The following is a 20,671-nucleotide window of genomic DNA, read 5'->3' as shown; positions in this document are numbered from 1 at the left end:
GCTGCCCTAAGAACCCGGCAAGGGCTTTCAGCCCTATGCAACCCGACCAAAGAGTGACCCTCTCTTTGGAAACTCCGCTCATGGGTTGCACCCCTAAGAACCCCTTGCGGATATGTGCGGAAAGCAACAAACAGATTTAGTAAACAATCAAATTAAAAATTGAATAGATGGCAACAAAATCAAGCATACATATCAAGCCTTGCAACGTGGCATCAAGCGAGGCTCATAACCGGAGAACTGCCGAGTATATGCGCAATATCGGAAAATCCAAAGTATATGTGGTATCCGAACTCTCTGCAAATAACGAGCAGTGGATAAACCCGGACTTCGGCAGTCCCGAATTGCAGATGCACTATGAGAACATCAAACGGATGGTCAAGGAAAAGACAGGTCGTGCCATGCAGGAAAAAGAACGTGAGCGCAAAGGCAAGAACGGCAAGATTATCAAAGTGGCAGGATGTTCACCCATACGTGAGGGAGTGTTGCTCATCAGACCTGACACCACACTGGCAGATGTGCATAAGTTTGGCGAGGAGTGCCAAAGACGCTGGGGCATCACACCGCTCCAAATCTTCCTGCACAAGGACGAAGGGCATTGGCTGAACGGACAGCCTGACCCGGAGGACAGGGAGAGTTTCCAAGTAGGCGAAAGGTGGTTCAAACCGAATTACCATGCCCATATCGTATTCGACTGGATGAACCACGATACAGGCAAGAGCCGCAAACTCAATGACGAGGATATGACCGAAATGCAGAGTCTGGCCTCCGACATCCTTCTGATGGAGCGTGGACAATCAAAGTCTGTAACACGCAAGGAACATCTGGAACGGAACGACTTCATCATTAAGAAGCAGAAAGCCGAACTGCAACGCATGGATGCTGCAAAACGGCGCAAAGAAGAACAGATAAATCTTGCCGAACAGGAACTCCGTCAGGTGAAATCGGAAATACGCACGGACAAGCTCAAAGGCGCAGCCACCGATGCAGCAACGGTCATAGTAAGCGGAGTGGGTTCTCTCTTCGGCAGCGGGAAAATGAAGAAACTGGAACAATTCAATGAAGAATTGCGTCAGGAAATTGCCAAACGGGATAAGGGAATTGATGACCTGAAAGCCCAAATGCGGCATATGCAGGAACAGCATGGCAAGCAGATACGCAACCTGCAAGGAGTACACAATCAGGAACTTGAAGCCAAAGACAAGGAAATATCACGGCTGAATGCTATCCTTGAAAAGGCGTTCAAATGGTTTCCGATGCTCAGGGAGATGCTGAGAATGGAGAAACTGTGCGCAGCCATCGGCTTCACCAAAGAAATGATAGAGAGCCTCCTGACAAAGAAAGAGGCTATCAGGTGCAACGGCAGGATTTATTCCGAAGAACACAGACGGAAGTTTGACATCAAGAACGATGTTTTCAAGGTAGAAAGGAATCCGACCGATAACAATAAATTGGTTCTGACCATAAACAGGCAACCGATTGGCGAATGGTTCAAGGAACAATGGGATAAATTTCGACAAGATTTGCGGCAACCAGCGGAAGCGCTAAGAAAAAGTAGAGGATTTAGAATGTAATTCAATAGTATTTGATTGGATTTCAATAAAATTCTGTATTTTTGCAAATGGATAGAGGCAACTCTTTCCAAGACATAAGAGAAAAAGAAGAAACGTTATGCCTATCTTGTACTTGAAAACGTAGGAAATTTTCAAATTAGATGCAAGGATAGCATAGTGGTTCTCACGCTATAGCGTGGGCTGCTATTGTTACATCTGCATCTATGGTTTCCTACGACCTTCAAGTAAAGACGTGGCATAGTTGGCTCACGTTTTCTATAATATCTAAATTAACATTCTTAGGGAGTCAATGAGAATTTTATAACGATAAGAATGAAAAAATATTTAAAAATGCTCTCTATGTTCATCGGCACTTTCTTGATGATGTCTCTAACGAATTGTACCACATCCAAGTCCGTTGTTTCGCAAGGTGCTAATTTGTCTAAGTATAAATATGTAGCAATCATAGATAATGATATGTATAGAATTCCTCCTGAACTTATGCAATATCAGATACAATTATATGATGCCGTCGAACAATCGGGGCTGGCATTGATAAATCAATACCGCATCAACGAACTGACACGGAACGAACAGTCGGCATTATTGCTTGCAACTTTCGGTGTTGCTGTAAGTCAGGAAGAAACCGTTGTCACCGTCAACTTCATTGACTTCGATAGCGACCGTCCCTTAGTATCTTGTCGGGGTGCTTATACTACGTTTGGCATCAGTCCGGATGCCGATATTAAAGGTGCTCTTCAGCGCGTTGGCGAACAAATTTCTAAAACTTTTAAATAGCCAAACTATGACTCTCAAAAATCTTTCTTTCGTTTTATTGACAGCCTTATGTTTTATATGGGTTGGTTGTGACAATGACGACACTCCAGGTGATACCTATGTGGATATAATCATGCAAGTGTCCGAAAAAACCGTTTATGAACCTGTATGGGGTAGTGACACTCCGGTGGAACACATGCTGGTAAAGGAACAATCTGCTACGGAATGGCAACCGCTTGTTATGGGCGGCATTGAAGGCTTTGAATACGTGCAAGGACATGCCTACGAGTTAAAGGTTCGCAAAACTACTCTTGCCAATCCACCGCAGGATGGGGCTAATTACATTTATCAATTGCTTGAAATAATAAGCGATACGCAGCCGGACACTCCTGTGGGACCTGAAGAGTGGCCTGAAGAAGCAAAGTTTAAACTGAAAATGGTGCAACTGAAGCCATTCATGGATTTAGATACGCCGTTGGCGGCACCCTTTGATTTCTTGACATTCAGGATATATGACCATCAGGACGAATATACTCCTTTGGGGTATCCTGCGTTCTTGCAATATTATGATTCGATTGTGATGTCGACCCCGGTCATGCCCGATACCTATTGTGTCTATCAGAAGAAAACGAATGGAGATAATACATCCGAAAAGTTCACGTCGCAATGGAGTTCCTGTTTCTTTGAGAAAAATGATTTCCCGATAATTCTAAAAGGATACAAAAACGGCGAAGTGAAATATGCGTCTCAGATAAGACAAATCATGCGCGAAAGGGATTTTCTCGGAATTGATTGGAAAAACGGAGGCGTTGTGCTTGCCAATCCGCAGACCAATGCCATTTATTGCGTGCTTGACACCCGTTATGAATTCCTGTTGACCGACATACAGCAGCGCAACAATACCCCTTTCGTTAAAATCAAAGTTGCCGCTGATATCAATTTCACCGATACAGAGAATCTGAAAAGACAAGAAAACGGACTTCGCTGGTTGCTGGAAAAACATCTGGGATATAGAACTTTCGAGACCGCTGCTGACTTCAAAACATTACCTGAAGATGCAAGTGTTGTGGAAACTTATGGCAATGATACTACACGTGCGGCGCTTCTTTATTTCGCGGGTGATGACTTTCATGAAGAATGTTATTATATAATCGCCGAACCGAAATAATATTTCAAGTTTTGGATGCAATTTGTTAAATCAAAAGTCATATAAACGTCTTGATATATCAATCGATATATGTAATAATTTATAGAGCAAATGAAGAGGAAAAACTTGGTGTCCCCTTCGTTTGCTTTATTTTTATCTGCTACCTCAGAGATGATTCATTAAAAAATAATATAAAAATACCCCGACTTTACATTCTTGGGTGTAAAATCGGGTGTTTAATTTGTAAAACATTGATTTTCAATGTTTATTGCGGAGAGACAGGGATTCGAACCCCGGGTGCCTCGCAGCACAACGGTTTTCAAGACCGCCGCAATCGACCACTCTGCCACCTCTCCTAAAATCCATTTTCGGAAGTGCTTCGTTTCAAAAGCGATGCAAAGGTACGCATTATTTTTGATTATGCAAGCATTTGATGTGAAAAATTTATTTTTCTTTTTTATTCTGCTTGGGCGGACGCATATTTTTCAGCAACTCCCGGTGGAAACGCATCTCGGCTTTCTGGATGAGGTAAATCTTTTTAGACGAGAGAAAACGCTTGTATTTACGTACGTATTCCAAATCTAAACGGTCTACGTCAATGCGAGCTTGGATTACGTCTTCCACTATTTGAGCATATTCTTCTTCAGTAGTGTTTTCTTCTTTCCCTTTCCTTTGTTTTTGCCATGCTGCTTTGTTACACTCACGTTTTTTGTCTTGCAGTTCGAAGTATAGAGGAAAGAACTGTTGAGCCTCTTTTGCACTTAATTGCGCCTTTTCTGTGATAAAAGCCTGCTGGCGTTCACGGAATTCTTCCTTGCTCAAGTGAGAATGTTGGGCTTGCACCCTTATTGCGCAGGTCATTATGACCATTATCAGTATACCTATTTTATTTTTCATCTTGTTTCATTAATTATTTATATATTTCCGCATTGGCATCTGTCAGATATTGGTATAACGTATAATCGTCCATCATGGTTTGATTGATGATACCGTCGATGTATTCGTCTGCCAGTTCGGAGGCTTCGGTCGTATCGTTGTCTGTTGAAGCTTTTTCTCCGACAAACATTCGAACGCTTAACATTAGTCCGCAGAACATAGCCGCCATGTATATCCACGGTTTGATACGCTGCCATGTAGTTATAGGGGGGACTTCACGAGATTCTCTTTCCGGAAGTTGTTCCATTATACGATCGGCAAATCCTTCAAAATAACCTTCGGGTACGCTGAAAGGATTTTGTTTTCCGCATCTTTCTTGCAATTTTTTTTCTTCCTTCATCATGGTTTCAATCTCTTTTATGATTTAGATTCATTAGCATAGAAAAGGTTTAATCGTTTTGGTTAAAAAAGTCTTCTATTTTCTTCACGGCGTGGTGGTAAGAGGCTTTCAGTGCACCTACGCTTGTGCCGAGTATTTCCGACATGTCTTCATATTTCATCTCCTGAAAATATTTCAGGTTGAATATCATCCGCTGTTTTTCGGGCAGGCGGAGTACGGCTTGCTGAAGCTGTTTCTGGGTTTCGTCTCCATCGAAGTAAGGGTCACTTTCCAACTTGTTGACAAGGGTAGAGTCTACATCGTCTATCGAAAGGTTCTGTTCCGCCCGACGCTTGTTTAAAAAATTCAGACATTCATTTAAGGCGATGCGGTACAGCCATGTAGAAAGTTTCGCATCGCCCCTGAAATAATCCAAGTTGCTCCATGCTTTGATAAAGGTGTTTTGCAGCAAATCATTGGCGTCGTCGTGCGAAATCACCAAGCGCCTGATTTGCCAATAAAGCTGTTCGCTGTATATCTTTACCACCTCGCCGAACGCTTCCCGTTGGGTTTTCGGGTCTTGAAGCAGGGCGGATATGTTTTGTTCTTTGTAGCTGTTCATGATTGGAAACAAATCTTTATCATTGGCGTATGATTGTATATCGGGGTGATTGGTTTAATAGAGTTAGGTTTATTTAACGGCTCAGAGTGACAGCATCAGGTTTTCTTTTGCCAGTACGGTGTTAGGGAAAACTGCCGAGGCTTCTTCGTATAATACTGTTTCGTCTTCGTAGCGGGCAGAGAAGTGACCGATTACCAGCCGTTTCACTTGGGCATCGCGGGCTATTTGTGCCGCCTGTGTTGCCGTGGTGTGAAATGTTTGCCGGGCACGCACTGTTTCCGAGGAGGCAAATGTTGCTTCGTGGAACAGCAGGTCCACTCCTTTTATTTGTTCTGCGATGCGCGGCAGGTATATCGTGTCCGAACAGTAAGCATACGAGCGGGGAGGGGCGGAAGGTGTGGTCAGCCGTTCGTTAGGAACGATGGTGCCGTCTTCCAGCGTGTAATCTTCTCCGTTTTTGATGCGGTTAATCATGTAAGTCGGGATTTGGTAAAAGTCTATCATATCTCGGCGGATGTGGTTGGGGGTCGGTTTTTCGCGGAAAAGAAATCCGCACGTAGGGATGCGGTGACGCAGCGGAATGGTTTCCACGCTTACCGAGCGGTCGTCGTAGATAACGGAACGTTCGCCGGGATTAATGGGGTGAAACACTACATTGTACGTCATGTCTTTGCAGAAAAAATCTATCTGCGGCAGAAGAAACTGTTGCAAATCGGAATGGGCATGGATATGTAAATCGGCAGTGCGCTCCAACATGCCGAACGTAGAAATCAGCCCCATCAGCCCGAAGCAGTGGTCGCCGTGGAGGTGGGAGATGAAAATGTGGTTCAGTCGGTTAAAGCGGAGGCGAGAGCGCCGCAACTGTACCTGCGCTCCCTCGCCGCAGTCTATCATAAACAGTTTTTCGCGGATGTTTACCACCTGCGAAGTAGCCTGATGGCGGATGGTAGGCAGTGCCGATCCGCATCCCAAGATATGTATGTCAAACTTTTCCATGCAGGCAAAGATAATGATTTCGACAGTTTTTAAGAAATTTGTCTGCCCTCTGTTTTTCCACTCATGGCTTTTTTACTTCGATTTCACCGGTCAGATGAAGCGTACACCCACTGTTGGATACCCCTTCAACTACATAAGAATAAGTGCTTTGCGCATCAGCCGTATAGAAAGTTACAGATGCCCGCCCATTACGGAAACGTATGTCCGGTTCCCAATGAATGACGGTCCGTAAATCGGGAGTCTTCCCCTCCTGCTTTTCCGGACTGTCATATTGGGGAGAATAAAATTCCGCATCTTTGGTGTAGCCGGTCAGGTCAATATGAACAGTATTGCTACGCGATTCTCTCTGTACGGAAGTATATCCCCGTTTGGTAGTAATGAAAATAAGACTATGATCCCCCATATTTGGGAAAAAGCCTATCGTAGCGGGAGGTTTTATCACATCTATTTGCTCAATGTCGCTGGGAAGCATATTTTGAAGAATAATTTGTCTGGTTTCTGCCAATTCGCAAAGTACGCCATCGAATACAATCTGTGCACGGTTCAGTAAAAGACTTCCCAACGTAGACCTAATAACTCCTTCGATTGTGAGCGAACCGCTTTTCCGGATTTTCTCTTCAGAAATGACATTCGTAGCAAACCGTTCATATTCGGTGTTGTATTTTTTCGCTGAAGCCGTTACCGTAACTTCTTCCATGTAGACATGACGGACTCCTTGTCCGTTAATGATTCGTTCGTTTGCTTTTTGAAGATAACGGTGTTCTCTCTCATCATTTGTCATGTTGAAAGAGTTGCAAGAAGGAGGAAGGAGACAAGCCGATGAGACAAGAGGAGAATGCACAGACAGTTTGGTATTCCGTTTCATGTCTTCTACGGGCAAAAATACCCAAAAGTCGGCAGTATCGGCAAATTCAATTCCGTCGAAACGAAACCGACCGTCTTTATCCGTCATTGTTTCTCCCAGCAGGTTGATTTTAGGAGCAAAGATACGGACTTTCATTTTTTCTACAGGTTTATCCTTATTTCCCGAAGTAACCTTTCCGGTTACGGCCATACAGGTTTCCGGAAGTATCTGGGGACGCTCTAATTCCCCCTTGAGCAGTTCCGGAAGGTGGTAGCGTCGCCATCCCTGTGTAAGCATCAGTACATCGATGGCTTCTTGGCGCAGTGCCGGATTCGGACACCGGAAATACCAATGGGGGTCTTCGACATACCCTTTCAGTTCGGAAGTAAGCAGGAGGTGTGCCGGGAGGCTGCAACAAGAATCGGGCAAAACATCGGCATTATCCGTAACAGCCAAAGAAGCGCTTCCCTCCCACGGCATTCCAAGCTCATCGGTTGCCTGCAATTCAATCTTGACCTGATGCCGAGGAGCATATTGTGGTTTATCGGGAACAGCTTGCGGCTCTGCCCCGGAAGGAAAGCGAAAGACCAACCGTTCGCTACGGATATTTCCTTGCAAGTCTACCAACAGGAAGTGCACAATGCCTGACGCGAAGTCTTTCTCCGAGAACTTCAGATATTGAAGCGAAGAATTCCACAATTGTGCATAACGCGGAAGTCCACGTTGATGCGCAACAAGCAACAACGGTTCTGTAGCCATACCGGGACGGTGCAACACGGATACGTAATAATCGCTTTTCTTCCGCTTTATTTGAAGGGAATATCCCGTTTTTTCGGTCTGTGGCAACGCACTCTCTTTAACAGAACCCGAAGAATCTGTATATCGTGCGGTGTAATGTGTCTCTGCCTGCGGAATAAAACTGAAAGTCCCCATCCCGTGATGCAGGCTTCGGAAAACGGTTACAGTGTCTTGCTGTTCGTTGAGTATCACCCCCGAAACAGCTTCTCCATATCCTTCATTGTTTATAGCCTTAAACGCCACCTTGCATACAACCCCCTCAATAAGCTGTCCGCCTTCAGGCAAAAATGAAATCTTACAATCATGCCCGTTAGACGAACGAAGTAGCAGATATTCGCGGCAATTGCCTATCTGCGCCAAAACAACCGGATGTTCGACATGATCCGGATTCAACTTAAAAACAGCTTTCCTTTCATACTGTCTTGTCCATAATTTTTCGCTCTCGCTCCAGACCTGTACAGTATTAAAATCCAAAGGTTTCCTTGAGAGACGGTTGACACACTGTACAACATAGGTATTTCTTTCCGCCTCCTGGACATCCAGTTCCACATTCTGCGAAACGGGAGTGTAAATGCGTAAACGTTTCTTAAAAAAATAGGCTTCCTCTTTATTCTGCATGTATCTGGTATAAGCCCTCAAAGTATATTCTCCTCCCGGCAATGTATCATTCAACGGAAAAGCTCCATGAATAAGTTGCAGTGAGTCTCTCCGGAAGCACTTTCGGAGTGCGACTTGATTAAAAGGATTAATCAAATCCACATATACATAACGGCTGGAAGAATCCGGGCGGTGCGTGGTTGCGTTTACAGTGTAAGCCTTCATCCAGATTTTCTCTCCTGCCACGTATTCGTTTTTGTCTGTATGCAGATAGAGCTTTTCCTGCGGAAAACAATGAATCTGTTGCCATAAACGAGTAATTACTGTATCAGGCGATAATTGTTGGGCATTTATAACGCAACAACAGCAAAAGAACAATAACCAGACTGCATTTTTCATGATAAACAAATACTAAAGTTCCCTTTCTATTTCCCATATTCCATCACCCACAAACCGGATTGTAAACTCTCCGTACATTTGTTGTGGCCAAACTTTACCTTCTACAAAAATTTTACTTTTTATGGATATCGTAGGTCCTCTCGAAATATCTAATTTTCCATTAACGATTGGAAACGTTTCTGCGGAAAAATTTGCTTTTATTTCTATTGATATTTCAGACTCATTAGCATGAATAATATCATCCCTTACATAAGTCATCGTATATTTGGTTGCTCCGCTTATTTTAGTACCTCCAATGCCTGCTTCAACATTAGAAATTCTCCCAGTCTCATTATCTTCCTGCCAATATACAGAAACTTTACAAGGCAGCCCTTTATAACTGACTTCTTTATAATATGAACGGGATTCGGTAGCTCTCGTATCAACATTAATCTGTTGAGGTTCTAAAGGAAACGTCAAGCCATTCAACTTGGCCATTTGGGAGAACAAAATATTATATTCGTTTTTTTCGTCTTCAGTCAAAGGTTTTTTCCGAATATTATCATCTAAAATCTCAATAGTGACATCGCACCCATTTCGTATAGCAAGAGCCTGTATTTCTACCAATCTATCGGAAGTATCAGTAACAGATTCTTCTTTTGAACATCCTGTTAATAAAAACAAGGCAAACACATAAATAATACATTTTTTTCATAATAGACTTAACGTTTAAATTTTAAAATTCAATATTTAAGAAGTATCTCTTTTTCTATGAGAATATTATTTTTAAACTTCCACTCAGAAGAAGCACAATTGCAAGTTATCAAAAAAGCCTTGAATATGCAAGAGAAAAAGCAAAAAAGCAACTTATTTCGAGCGTGTGGAACTCTCATAAAACGCAACCGCAAGTGTTGGTGAAAACATGCGGTTGCGTTACCCAACGCTACCGCATACGTTGACTGACGTATGCGGTAGAATTTATTCTTCCAAGCGGTAGGATTTTGCGGTATAGAGGCTTTGCAGACATTTATAAAATATATACCTTTGCGCAAAAATACGTGGATATGATAAAAAAGTTTGTTCTCAGTTGGCTTTTCTTAGCCTTGTTATGTTTGCCCCTTTGCGCGCAAATACAAGACCCTGTGAAGTTTAAAACCGAATGGAAAGAGGTTTCTAACACCGAGGCCGAAATTATTTTTACGGGAAAGATAGATAAAGGTTGGCATGTTTATTCTACCGACCTGCCCGAAGGAGGTCCTATCTCGGCTACCTTCAATGTTGAGAAAATGGAGGGTGCGGAGCTTGTAGGGAAACTGACTCCGCGCGGAACGGAAAAAGACATGATGGACCCCATTTTCGGGATGCAGGTGCGCTTTTTCGAAAACACTGCTACTTTTGTTCAGAAAATCAAACTGACCGGCGGTGGTAGTTACGATATTTCCGGCTATCTGGAGTATGGGGCATGTAACGATGAGAATTGTCTTCCACCCACTGCTGTGGACTTCTCGTTTAAGGGACAGGCTGCTGCTGCCCCTGTAGCTCCGGCTGCGAAGGAAAGCAAACCGGAAGTCGCTGCCAGCGATACCACAAGCATTCCGCTGATTCCGCTCACGCCTGCCATGTCTCCGAAAACGGATTACTGGAAGCCGGTTATCAGCGAGTTGAACCAATTCGGAGAGCAAATCAACAGTGAGTCTCATTCGTGGCTGTATATTTTCTTCGCCGGTTTCGTAGGCGGATTGCTGGCTTTGTTTACACCGTGTGTGTGGCCTATTATTCCGATGACGGTAAGTTTCTTCTTAAAGCGTACGAAGGATAAGAAGAAAGGAGTGCGCGATGCGTGGACTTACGGAGCTTCTATCGTGGTGATTTATCTGACTTTGGGACTTGCCATTACGCTGATATTCGGGGCAAATGCGCTTAACGCATTGTCGACAAACGCTATATTCAATATCTTCTTCTTCCTGATGTTGGTGGTATTCGCGGCATCGTTCTTCGGTGCGTTCGAGATAACCTTGCCTTCGAAGTGGACGAACGCCGTAGACAGTAAGGCGGAACAGACCACAGGATTGCTGAGCATCTTCCTCATGGCGTTTACCCTTTCGCTGGTATCATTCTCATGTACCGGACCGATTATCGGTTTCTTGCTGGTAGAGGTCTCTACTACCGGCAGTGTGATAGCTCCTGCACTCGGTATGTTGGGCTTTGCCCTTGCTTTGGCTTTGCCCTTTACGCTGTTTGCCCTGTTCCCGTCGTGGCTGAAGTCGATGCCGAAATCCGGCGGATGGATGAATGCCATCAAGGTTACGTTAGGATTCCTTGAACTTGCCTTTGCTCTGAAGTTCCTGTCGGTGGCAGACCTTGCTTACGGATGGCGCATCTTGGATCGTGAAACCTTCTTGGCTTTGTGGATTGTGATTTTCGGACTATTGGGGTTATACTTGTTGGGCAAAATCAAGTTCCCGCACGATGATGACAATAATAAAGTAAGCGTTCCCCGCTTCTTCTTGGCGCTTGCCTCGCTTGCATTCGCCGTTTACATGATTCCGGGACTTTGGGGCGCACCGCTGAAAGCAGTCAGTGCGTTTGCTCCTCCTATGCAGACTCAAGATTTCAATTTGTATAAAAACGAAGTACACGCTCAGTTCTACGATTACGAAGAAGGTATGGAGTATGCCCGCCGTCAGGGAAAACCCGTGATGATTGACTTTACTGGCTACGGATGTGTGAACTGCCGGAAAATGGAGCTTGCCGTTTGGACAGACCCGAAGGTGAGCAAATTGTTGACCGAAGACTATGTGCTCATTACGCTGTATGTCGATGAAAAGGCTAAACTTCCCGAACCCGTAAAGATTACAGAGAATGGGGTAGAGCGTACGTTGCGTACGGTGGGCGACAAGTGGAGCTATCTGCAACGCTCTAAGTTCGGCGCAAACGCCCAGCCTTTCTACGTATTGCTGGACAACGAAGGTATGCCGCTCAACAAATCGTATTCGTACGATGAAGACGTGCAGAAGTACGTAGACTTCCTGAACGTGGGACTGAAGAATTATAACGCGGCGAAATAAATCATGGAATGTAAGTTTACAAAACAAGAAAGAGAACAAATTATTGCTTTGATTCACCAAGAGGTAGTGCCGGCGATAGGTTGTACCGAACCTATCGCAGTGGCACTCTGTGTGGCAAAAGCAACTGAAGCGCTGGGCAAACGTCCGGAAAAGATTGACGTACAGCTCAGTGCGAATATTCTGAAAAACGCGATGGGAGTGGGGATTCCGGGCACTGACATGATAGGTCTGCCCATTGCCGTAGCCTTAGGTGCGCTCATCGGAAAGTCGGCGTATCAGTTGGAAGTGTTGAAAGACTGTACTCCCGAAGCTGTGGCAGAAGGAAAACGGATGATAGACTCCCAAATCATTACCATCGGGTTAAAGGCTGACATTGAAGAAAAACTCTATATCGAAGTAACCTGCGAGGCGGGTACCGATCGGGCGACAGCCATTATCAGCGGCGGTCATACGAAGTTTGTCTACGTGAGCCGGAACGATGAAATCTTGCTCGACAAGCGTACGTCGGACGCTGCACAGGCAGAAACCGCTTCGGTAGACCTGAATCTGAAAAAGGTTTACGACTTTGCTACTACCGCTCCGCTCGAAGAGCTTACTTTCATTTTGGAAGCCAAGCGACTGAACAAGCAGGCTGCAGAACGCTCGTTCGAGGGAAACTACGGACACGAGTTGGGCAAAATGTTGCGAAGCAGCGGCACGGAACAGCGCATCATGGGAAACAATACCTTTACCCACATCCTGTCGTATACCTCTGCTGCCTGCGACGCACGTATGGCAGGAGCCATGATTCCGGTGATGAGCAATTCGGGAAGTGGCAATCAAGGTATAGCCGCCACTCTTCCGGTAGTAATCTATGCCGAAGACAATCATAAATCGGAAGAAGAACTGACCCGTGCGCTGATATTGAGCCACCTTACAGCCATCTACATCAAGCAGAATCTGGGAAAACTCTCGGCATTGTGCGGATGTGTGGTGGCAGCCACAGGAAGCAGTTGCGGAATCACCTACCTGATGGGTGGAGACTATCAGCAGGTATCGTTTGCGGTTCAGAACATGATAGCCAACCTTACCGGAATGATTTGCGACGGAGCCAAACCCAGTTGTGCGCTGAAGCTCACCAGCGGAGTATCCACCGCAGTGTTGTCTGCTATCTTGGCAATGGAGCATAAATGCGTAACCTCCGTAGAGGGAATCATTGAGGACAACGTAGACCGGAGCATCCGGAATCTGACCCAAATCGGTTCGGTAGGAATGAACGAAACAGACAAATTGGTGTTAAATATCATGACGCATAAACATTGCGATTGACAGACTGTTTGTTTCGTGAAGCAGAGAGCCAGATAAAAATAGTATCTTTGTGACATTATAGGGAATAAATTAAAAAGAAATTATGAGTATATTTTCAAAACTATTCGGAAAAAAACAAGAAGAGAATGCCGAAGGAAGTGTTCGTGTTGGAGGTATGGAAGACTTCATGACGCTAATCCGCGTATATTATCAGGCGGTGATGGCTTCACAGTTAGGCATCAGCAACATTAATCTTTTACCTGATATGGCAGTGTTTAAGCGTACACTGAAAGTTCCTACTCAAAATAACAAGTTGGGAATAGCAGAAAAGTCGCGTTGCAGAAAGATGCTGATGGACATTTACGGCTTAAGCGAAGGCTTTTTCAAAGAAATAGATGCTTCGGTAAAGAAACATTGCAGGACGGTGAACGACGTGAAGAACTATTTCTTCATGTTTCAGGGCTTCAGCCAAGACCTGATGATGGTGGTAGGCAACCTGATGCAATGGAAATTCCGTATGCCGGGCTTTATGAAGAAAATGTTGCGCAGCATGACCGATAAAACCATCCACGACATTCTTACCAAAACCACATGGAAGGATGACAGCATCCGTAAGACGTGTGCCAATATACGCCAGTACCAACATGCGCTGAGCTATTCGGAAGCATGGATGTCGGAATACGTATATAATATAGTGGCGTTGGCAAAAAAAGAGCCGAAACCTAAAGCATAATGCGGATGGTTGAACAGCCGTTAGTAGAACATCATCCTTTAGAACCTTTCTTGCCCGGCAATGCTGTGCTGCTGATGCTGGGCAGTTTCCCGCCCCAAAAGAAACGTTGGAGCATGGAGTTCTTTTACCCGAATTGGAATAACGACATGTGGCGTATTTTCGGTCTCGTGTTTTTCGGAGACAAAGACCATTTTGTGCGCCCAAGCGGGAAAGGGTTTGATAAGGAGTCAATCAGCTCTTTCCTCAAAGAGAAAGGTGTGGCGCTGTATGATACGGCATCCGTGGTGCGACGCCTGCAAGACAATGCTTCCGATAAATATTTGGAGGTAGTGGAACCGACGGATGTCGGTCTGCTGCTGAAGCAACTCCCGTCTTGTCGCGCCGTAGTGACCACCGGACAAAAAGCCACCGACGTGTTGTGTGAGCAGATGCAGGTAACAGAGCCTCCCGTGGGGAGTAAAAGTCCGTTTCATTACGCCGACCGCGACATGCACCTCTACCGTATGCCTTCTTCCAGCCGCGCATATCCGTTGAAATTAGAAAAAAAAGCTGAGATATACCGCATCATGTTCAGCGAGTTAGGGCTTATATCGGGATGAATTTTAAAAATATCTGCAAAAGAAGGTTGCATATATGAAAATTTGTACTACCTTTGCAACCGCAAACACGGGAATAGCTCAGTTGGTAGAGCATCGGTCTCCAAAACCGAGTGTCGGGAGTTCGAGCCTCTCTTCCCGTGCTGAGATAGGTTGAAGCTACAAACTTCAACCTATTTTTTTTATCTCTCTTATAATAAGCCATTTATATTATTTTCGGAAGATCGGAAAATTCTATTCGTAGAACCGACTAATTCTATGGGTAGAACCGGGTGACTTATCCGCATGAAATGAGTAACACTAACGGTTGCGTTTTCCGGGGAGCGGCAGGGGATTTCTGCCTGTACTTTCACAGGGCAGGAGGATGGAATAAAATCAATCGGGTTTGCGAACAAAAAGAAATGTCGTTTGTTTTATAGATTGTGATAAAAAACCTATAAAACAATGAAAAACATTAAGATTTTCGGGGTACTTTGTATCACACTCTCTTTGCTTTGCAGTTGCCAAATTTATAGTGTGGTAAAGGATGCTACCGATCATGAAGAGGCTCGCGTTATAATGAAAGACGGCACAGAATACGTGGGGCGTGTAAAGATGCCGAAGTGTAATACGGAAAATATTCGTCTTACAACGGCGGACGGGAAGAAAGTCAAGTTGAAGAATACCGACATCGAAGTGCTGGGCGTGTGGAAGAAAACGCATACCGATATGTGTCACTACCTTGTATGCCACCCATACCGGACGAATAAAATGTTCTCTATCAAGAAGGAAAAAATCATAAAACCACAGTGGATGGCTGTGGAAGCACAAGGCGACCATGTGGAGTTCTACTGTTGCAGCTATAAATACAGCATCCCGAAAGACGGTACGCTTACGATAAGCAGTGTGCAGAATGGCGATATAATTTACATAGCCCGTAAGGTAGGCGATGAAAACGGATACGTCATCGGTTACAAAACCGGCGGGAAGAAGTTCTGGCGCAGCCAGCTTGTAAAGTATCTTGAAGATGACCCAAGCCTGTGCGCCAAGCTCGAAAACAAAGAGATAGAGCCGGATGATTTGGAAAAGATTGCCGATTTATATAATCCCGTAAGAGAATGAAAATAAAGTTACTTCTGCTTTTCGGGCTGTTTCTTTGGGCAGGAGCTAAGGGTTCGGCACAAACTGGCTATGCCCACGTCGAACTGCAAGGCGGGTATGAATTGTTTCCAAGCATGAGTAATAAGTCTGGATTTTGCCTTAATTTAGGTGCGCGTTATGCTTTCAGTGAGAAGTTTTTCATCGCCTCTCTGTTACACTGCGGCATCAATAACGGCACTTATGAGGGGATGTATGCCGGAGAGACGATAAGCCTTAAACATACGTTGCGCGAATACATGCTGGGAGCAGGTCCGGGAATATACCTTTATAACGGGGGAAACAAATGGATATATGCCGACGTGCTTTTCGGTTACGGTTTTGGTGAAGAACTGAAAGCCTCTGAAAACAGTACGTCGAAATCGTTAAACGGTTTCGCGGCAGCCGTTCAGCTTGGGATTGAACGTCAGATTAATAACGGGTTGATTATCGGCGTAAATACGGGAGCACACCTCATCGGAGGGAAAGTCAGTCCCTCCCTCTGCCTGAAAGCTGGAATGTTTCTTAACCTCTGATTACATATATAATATTGTGTAGGTTAGTCACTGAGAGGGGTGGACTTTCGTCCTCGTGAAGTTATGTCGTCCCCTCATTCCGGTAATCTGAAGGCGAGACTCCGCAATGCTTCTTGAAGTAACGCCCGAAGACAGACTGGTCGGGGAAGTGCAACTGATAGGCAATTTCTTTGATGCTGAGTTTGGTCTGCCGTAAGTAATGCTGTGCTTGCAGCAGGGTGAATGTTTCTATCCACCGGATGGCGGTACGTCCCGACTTTGCTTTGATAACCGAAGAAAGATAGTTGGGTGAGAGGTGCTGTTCTTTGGCGTAAAAAGTAACGGAACGCTCTTGGGCACAGTTGCGGAATGCCGACATAAGAAAACGGTTGAATATCCTTTCCTCACGGTTTTGGGGGAGTTCTTCTACCGGCGCACAGTTGAAATAGATTTCCAATGCTTCGAGGCAGAGATTTTGTAACAAGACCTGTACCAACATGCGAAGCAGCCGCACCGACCTCGGTTTCGTGGCTTGCTTGAGCAGTTCGGTGCGGGTCTTTAGCATTTCAGCAGACTGTTCCAATCTTTGACATTGCGTTGCGTTCAGCTTCACGCAGGGATGAGAGCGGATGGCAAAACGCTCTGTCGCCGGTATGTTCGATAATGCCGGTTGGATAGTGTCCAGCTCTCCTTCCATCAAGTAACCTTCGATGTCCTCTGTATGGCGCACGATGCGTATGAACGTATAAGGCGTGTAGAGACATAATACCCCCTTTTCTATATGAAAGCTGTGATTGTTCAGCAGTATGTCGGCTTCTCCCTTTCGGCATAAGAAGAAGCCATACTTGTTTTGCGATACGGTGGCGTAATTCGCCAAAAGCTGTCTGACATCCAGCATCTGATAAGCCAACTGTTTCATAGTATATCTTTCATTTATTCCGTAAATTAACCAATAAGATTCATATATTCGTCATCTTTCATCCTTAATATTTTCTTTTATCGTTGAAATTGCACAGTAGCCCCCATGAATTGCACTTCTTTACGACTGCTGTCCGGACTAACTTTGCCTGCAAACAACAAGAAAAAGTAAAGTCATGAAACATTTGCTCTTATTGGTATTTTGGTTCTTTGCCTTGCCCTGCATCTACGGACAAGAAAAGACCTATTCGTTGAAAGAATGTGTGGAAACAGGTCTCCGTAACAATCTTTCGCTGAAGAACAGCCGGCTGTCTGTACTGAAAAGCCAAACGGCTTTAACCCAAAGTCGCTCGCGGCTGCTCCCCGTACTGTCTGCCGATTTCCGAATGGCAGATTACCTGATGAAGCCTGCCAATGTAACCACCGGTGCATTGCTGGGAAGCGATTTCCCCGATAACCCTACGTGGCAGAAAATCCAAAGTATGCAGTATGCCATGTCTGCGGGAATCCGGTTCGGTGTTCCCCTTTATAACCAGACGGTGCTTTCGGCAACGAAGGTGGCTCGCACGGTACAAGAACTCAGCAACTTGTCCTACGAGAAAGCAGTGGAAGACCTTACCGTACAGATTGGCAACGTGTATTATTTGGCGCAAGCCTCATTGGAACTGCAAAAGCTGTTGGATGAGAATATCCGCCGGATGGAAGAGCTCTGCACCATTACCGAGGAACTTTATAAAGGCGGAGTGGTATTGGAGGTGGATTTAACCCGTGTGCAAATCAATCTGAAAAGCCTCGTAGCGCAGCGCGACCAGTATGCGACGCTTTACGAACAACAGTTGAACCTGCTCCGCTTCCTGCTCGACCTTCCTCCCGAAACGCCTATGGCAGTCTGCCCGATGCCGTCCGAAGTAGTCCTGCTTCAGGCAGAAGGTGTCAGCGAATCCCTTCCCGAACTGCGGTTACTCTCTACCCGTCAGGAGCTGACAGACCGCCAGATTAAGGCTGTACGCGCCGGATACATCCCCTCCATCTCGTTGGGCGGACAATTAGGAGCAATAGGATATCAGGAGAAATTCCATCATTTCTTTCACACCTCGGGCGAGACCCATAATTGGTTCGGAAATACGTATCTCGCCCTGTCGGTACACATCCCGATTTTCGACGGCAATGACAAGCGGCTGAAAGTACGTCAATACCGCTACGATAGGCAGCAGGCGGAAACAACCTTCGATATGCGTCGCAAGCAACTGGACAAAGAGTATGCCGACGCTTCTCGCCAGCTCCGTCATAATATCGAAGTATTCCATACACAGAAAGACAGTTACCGTCAGGCGGAAGACGTATATGCCGTGACCGAAGAGAAGTATAAAGAGGGAGTGGCATCCATGACGGAACTGCTGCAAGACGAGATGCGGCTTCGCACGGCACAGTCGGCGTGTGTACAGGCGCATTGCCAGTGTAACGTGGCTCAGCTTACGCTGCTGAAACTGTCGGGAGACTTGGAAACACTTATCCGATAATTCACCGACACGTAAGGATATTTTATATGTAAACTGCTAAATAAAATTTTGATATGGAAACTAAAACGAATACCCGCAAACAAGAATCCGGAAAAGTCTTTACCATGAAAAAGGCAGTCGGCATTATAGGCATCTTCCTCGCTATATGGGGACTGTATGCCATCATATCTCTTTTTGTCGACTATAAATCCAATGAAACGACCGACGATGCGCAGGTGGAACAATACCTTTCGCCCGTCAACATCCGAGTGCCGGGCTATATCAAGAAGATTTACTTTACCGAGCATCAACATGTGCGTAAGGGAGACACCTTGCTCGTATTGGAAGACGATGAATACCGCATCCGTCTGAAAGAGGCGGAAGCAGCCTTGATGGACGCACGGAGCAGACGTAAGGTGGTGGCAAACACGCTGAATACCGTATCCAACTCAGCTTCGGTGTACGATGCTTCCATTGCTGAGGCTCAATACCGCATGGAACAGTTGGAGAAAGATTACCGCCGATACAACTTTTTGCTGAAGAAAAACGCCACCACGCCCATAGTAGTGGAGCAGTATCAGACGCAGTTGGAAATGGCTCGTGCAAGGGTGGCGGCACTGAAGCAACAGCGGGAAGCCGCCCACTCCTCCGTTACCGAGGTAGACCAGCGTCAGGAGAATGCCGAGGCTGCCGTCAAACGTGCCGAAGCTGCTGTGGACTTGGCGGCACTGAATCTGTCGTACACGGTGGTAACTGCACCCTGCAACGGCTGTCTGGGGCGACGTTCCATCGAAGAAGGTCAGCTGGTAAATGCCGGACAGACACTCACCACCATCATCCCCGATACCCGAAAATGGGTGGTGGCAAACTATAAGGAAACACAAATCTCCTCGTTGGCTGTGGGGCAGGAAGTGGAAGTATAACGGTAGATGCTTTCGCAGGAAAAACATTTAAAGGGCGCATAACCGCCATCAGTTCCGCCACCGGCTCGAAATACTCGATGGTTCCTACGGACAACTCGGCGGGAAACTTTGTGAAAATTCAGCAGCGCGTTCCGGTGCGTATCGAACTGACGGACATCTCCGACGAAGATAACGCACGCTTGGCTGCCGGAATGATGTGTGTGGTAAAAGCAAACCTCTGATAATACAACCCCATGCTTATGAAAACGAATTACCCATTTTACGACTGGATGCCCAAACCGATAGGCGTACTTATCCTGTTGGCGTTGTTCGTCCCGCTGTTCTTTTCGGGCGGAACATACCTGAGCAACATCAACGAGATGGCGGGAGGCATGGGTGTGCTGACCGAGAACTTCCAGTTTCTGAGCCTCTGTGCCAGTATCGGCATGTCGATGGTCTTCCCCTTCATGCTGCCTTACTTACAGGCACGTAACGTAAAGCATGTTTACTAGGGAGGCTACACCCTGCTGGCGTTGCTTAACGGGGTATGTGCCGTTACCGAAAACATTCCGGTGTTGATGGCGTGCTGCTTCCTGATTGGCTTTATCCGTGTGGCGCTGGTACTGAATACCACTTTCGTCATCGCCCCCTACCTGCTGGGCATACAAACGCTTGACATGTTCCTTTATGAGCCTGATTCACCGGAAGGTGTCTATAAGAATGACCATGCCCGTACGGTACTGATGCCCGTGCTCTACTGTTACATTCTCTGCATCGTGCAGTTCAGCAACTACGTTTCGGCGTGGGTGGCATACGAGTTTCGCTGGGAATACACCTACCTGCTGGTCATGGGCATGATGCTCGTTGCCATTCTGCTGGTGTCGTTTACCTTCTGCCATGCGCCCACGCATCAGTATCATTTGCCGTGGCGATTGCTACCCGATGCCCTGCTGCTGACGCTGGCGATGGGAGCATTCTGCTACATCATGGTGTTCGGAAAGACTTACGATTGGTTTGCCCAGCGCTCGATTTGCGTGGCTTGGGCGGTGATGCTTGTCTGCGGAGGCGTATAA

General features: G+C 45.8%; 19 protein-coding genes, 2 tRNA genes and 1 pseudogene. 14 read left to right on the top strand and 8 right to left on the bottom strand.

Features of this window, described 5'->3' with window-relative positions; translation table 11 throughout:
* The first annotated feature begins 167 nt into the window (after positions 1 to 167).
* The 3 genes from M3085_RS09025 (at position 168) to M3085_RS09015 (ending at position 3,495) form a co-directional block, all read left to right on the top strand.
* Positions 168 to 1,571, top strand: a complete 1,404-nt coding sequence (locus M3085_RS09025) for a mobilization protein (RefSeq protein ID WP_249052853.1) — start codon at positions 168 to 170, stop codon at positions 1,569 to 1,571.
* Between the two features lie 456 nt (positions 1,572 to 2,027).
* Positions 2,028 to 2,348 (top strand): hypothetical protein, encoded by a 321-nt coding sequence (locus tag M3085_RS09020; protein WP_249052852.1) that lies wholly within the window; start codon positions 2,028 to 2,030, stop codon positions 2,346 to 2,348.
* A 7-nt stretch (positions 2,349 to 2,355) separates the two neighbouring features.
* Complete coding sequence (locus M3085_RS09015; protein ID WP_249052851.1) at positions 2,356 to 3,495, top strand: DUF4377 domain-containing protein; 1,140 nt, start codon at positions 2,356 to 2,358, stop codon at positions 3,493 to 3,495.
* A 250-nt stretch (positions 3,496 to 3,745) separates the two neighbouring features.
* Here the strand turns inward: M3085_RS09015 and M3085_RS09010 are convergent.
* The 7 genes from M3085_RS09010 to M3085_RS08980 all read right to left on the bottom strand — a co-directional run bounded on the left by M3085_RS09010 (position 3,746) and on the right by M3085_RS08980 (position 9,657).
* Positions 3,746 to 3,830: transfer RNA gene (locus M3085_RS09010), tRNA-Ser, on the bottom strand.
* An 88-nt stretch (positions 3,831 to 3,918) separates the two neighbouring features.
* Positions 3,919 to 4,371 carry a hypothetical protein gene (locus tag M3085_RS09005; protein WP_178256556.1) on the bottom strand — a complete coding sequence of 151 codons (453 nt, stop codon included), beginning with the start codon at positions 4,369 to 4,371 and terminating at the stop codon, positions 3,919 to 3,921.
* A gap of 13 nt (positions 4,372 to 4,384) precedes the next feature.
* Positions 4,385 to 4,750, bottom strand: coding sequence for a hypothetical protein (locus M3085_RS09000; RefSeq protein ID WP_191710958.1), 366 nt, complete (start codon positions 4,748 to 4,750; stop codon positions 4,385 to 4,387).
* Between the two features lie 49 nt (positions 4,751 to 4,799).
* Positions 4,800 to 5,351, bottom strand: a complete 552-nt coding sequence (locus M3085_RS08995) for an RNA polymerase sigma factor (RefSeq protein WP_178256557.1) — start codon at positions 5,349 to 5,351, stop codon at positions 4,800 to 4,802.
* An 81-nt stretch (positions 5,352 to 5,432) separates the two neighbouring features.
* Positions 5,433 to 6,347, bottom strand: coding sequence for a ribonuclease Z (locus M3085_RS08990; protein ID WP_178256558.1), 915 nt, complete (start codon positions 6,345 to 6,347; stop codon positions 5,433 to 5,435).
* A 61-nt stretch (positions 6,348 to 6,408) separates the two neighbouring features.
* Positions 6,409 to 8,832: a hypothetical protein gene (locus tag M3085_RS08985; protein ID WP_249052850.1), complete on the bottom strand. Its 2,424-nt coding sequence runs from the start codon at positions 8,830 to 8,832 to the stop codon at positions 6,409 to 6,411.
* A gap of 165 nt (positions 8,833 to 8,997) precedes the next feature.
* Positions 8,998 to 9,657 carry a hypothetical protein gene (locus tag M3085_RS08980; RefSeq protein WP_249052849.1) on the bottom strand — a complete coding sequence of 220 codons (660 nt, stop codon included), beginning with the start codon at positions 9,655 to 9,657 and terminating at the stop codon, positions 8,998 to 9,000.
* Between the two features lie 371 nt (positions 9,658 to 10,028).
* Between M3085_RS08980 and M3085_RS08975 the strand changes: the two genes are divergently transcribed.
* The 7 genes from M3085_RS08975 to M3085_RS08945 all read left to right on the top strand — a co-directional run bounded on the left by M3085_RS08975 (position 10,029) and on the right by M3085_RS08945 (position 16,300).
* Positions 10,029 to 12,032, top strand: a complete 2,004-nt coding sequence (locus M3085_RS08975) for a protein-disulfide reductase DsbD family protein (RefSeq protein WP_249052848.1) — start codon at positions 10,029 to 10,031, stop codon at positions 12,030 to 12,032.
* 3 nt (positions 12,033 to 12,035) lie between these two features.
* Positions 12,036 to 13,340 carry a serine dehydratase subunit alpha family protein gene (locus M3085_RS08970; RefSeq protein ID WP_178256237.1) on the top strand — a complete coding sequence of 435 codons (1,305 nt, stop codon included), beginning with the start codon at positions 12,036 to 12,038 and terminating at the stop codon, positions 13,338 to 13,340.
* Between the two features lie 82 nt (positions 13,341 to 13,422).
* Positions 13,423 to 14,052, top strand: coding sequence for a hypothetical protein (locus tag M3085_RS08965; protein ID WP_178256236.1), 630 nt, complete (start codon positions 13,423 to 13,425; stop codon positions 14,050 to 14,052).
* A 5-nt stretch (positions 14,053 to 14,057) separates the two neighbouring features.
* On the top strand, positions 14,058 to 14,651 hold the full coding sequence (locus M3085_RS08960; protein ID WP_249052847.1) for a uracil-DNA glycosylase family protein: 594 nt from the start codon (positions 14,058 to 14,060) through the stop codon (positions 14,649 to 14,651).
* Between the two features lie 67 nt (positions 14,652 to 14,718).
* Positions 14,719 to 14,791, top strand: a tRNA-Trp gene (locus M3085_RS08955).
* 301 nt (positions 14,792 to 15,092) lie between these two features.
* Positions 15,093 to 15,749: a hypothetical protein gene (locus M3085_RS08950; RefSeq protein ID WP_249052846.1), complete on the top strand. Its 657-nt coding sequence runs from the start codon at positions 15,093 to 15,095 to the stop codon at positions 15,747 to 15,749.
* Positions 15,746 to 16,300 carry an outer membrane beta-barrel protein gene (locus tag M3085_RS08945; protein ID WP_249052845.1) on the top strand — a complete coding sequence of 185 codons (555 nt, stop codon included), beginning with the start codon at positions 15,746 to 15,748 and terminating at the stop codon, positions 16,298 to 16,300. Before M3085_RS08950 ends, M3085_RS08945 begins: the two co-directional genes overlap by 4 nt.
* 61 nt (positions 16,301 to 16,361) lie before the next feature.
* On the opposite strand, the gene M3085_RS08940 is transcribed toward M3085_RS08945, so the two are convergent.
* Positions 16,362 to 17,198, bottom strand: a complete 837-nt coding sequence (locus M3085_RS08940) for a helix-turn-helix domain-containing protein (RefSeq protein ID WP_249052844.1) — start codon at positions 17,196 to 17,198, stop codon at positions 16,362 to 16,364.
* 175 nt (positions 17,199 to 17,373) lie between these two features.
* Between M3085_RS08940 and M3085_RS08935 the strand changes: the two genes are divergently transcribed.
* The 4 genes and pseudogenes from M3085_RS08935 (at position 17,374) to M3085_RS08920 (ending at position 20,671) form a co-directional block, all read left to right on the top strand.
* Positions 17,374 to 18,717 carry a TolC family protein gene (locus tag M3085_RS08935; protein ID WP_249052843.1) on the top strand — a complete coding sequence of 448 codons (1,344 nt, stop codon included), beginning with the start codon at positions 17,374 to 17,376 and terminating at the stop codon, positions 18,715 to 18,717.
* A gap of 53 nt (positions 18,718 to 18,770) precedes the next feature.
* Positions 18,771 to 19,840: pseudogene (locus tag M3085_RS08930) on the top strand (HlyD family secretion protein).
* 18 nt (positions 19,841 to 19,858) lie between these two features.
* Positions 19,859 to 20,110 carry a hypothetical protein gene (locus M3085_RS08925; RefSeq protein WP_204498618.1) on the top strand — a complete coding sequence of 84 codons (252 nt, stop codon included), beginning with the start codon at positions 19,859 to 19,861 and terminating at the stop codon, positions 20,108 to 20,110.
* A 66-nt stretch (positions 20,111 to 20,176) separates the two neighbouring features.
* Positions 20,177 to 20,671, top strand: coding sequence for a hypothetical protein (locus M3085_RS08920; RefSeq protein ID WP_249052842.1), 495 nt, complete (start codon positions 20,177 to 20,179; stop codon positions 20,669 to 20,671).

Origin of the sequence: Bacteroides caecicola (assembly GCF_023337095.1) — a bacterium.
Classification (GTDB): Bacteria; Bacteroidota; Bacteroidia; order Bacteroidales; family Bacteroidaceae; genus Phocaeicola; species Phocaeicola gallinarum.
The sequence above is the reverse complement of the archived record's forward strand: the minus strand, read 5'-3'. Positions and strand labels throughout refer to the sequence as shown.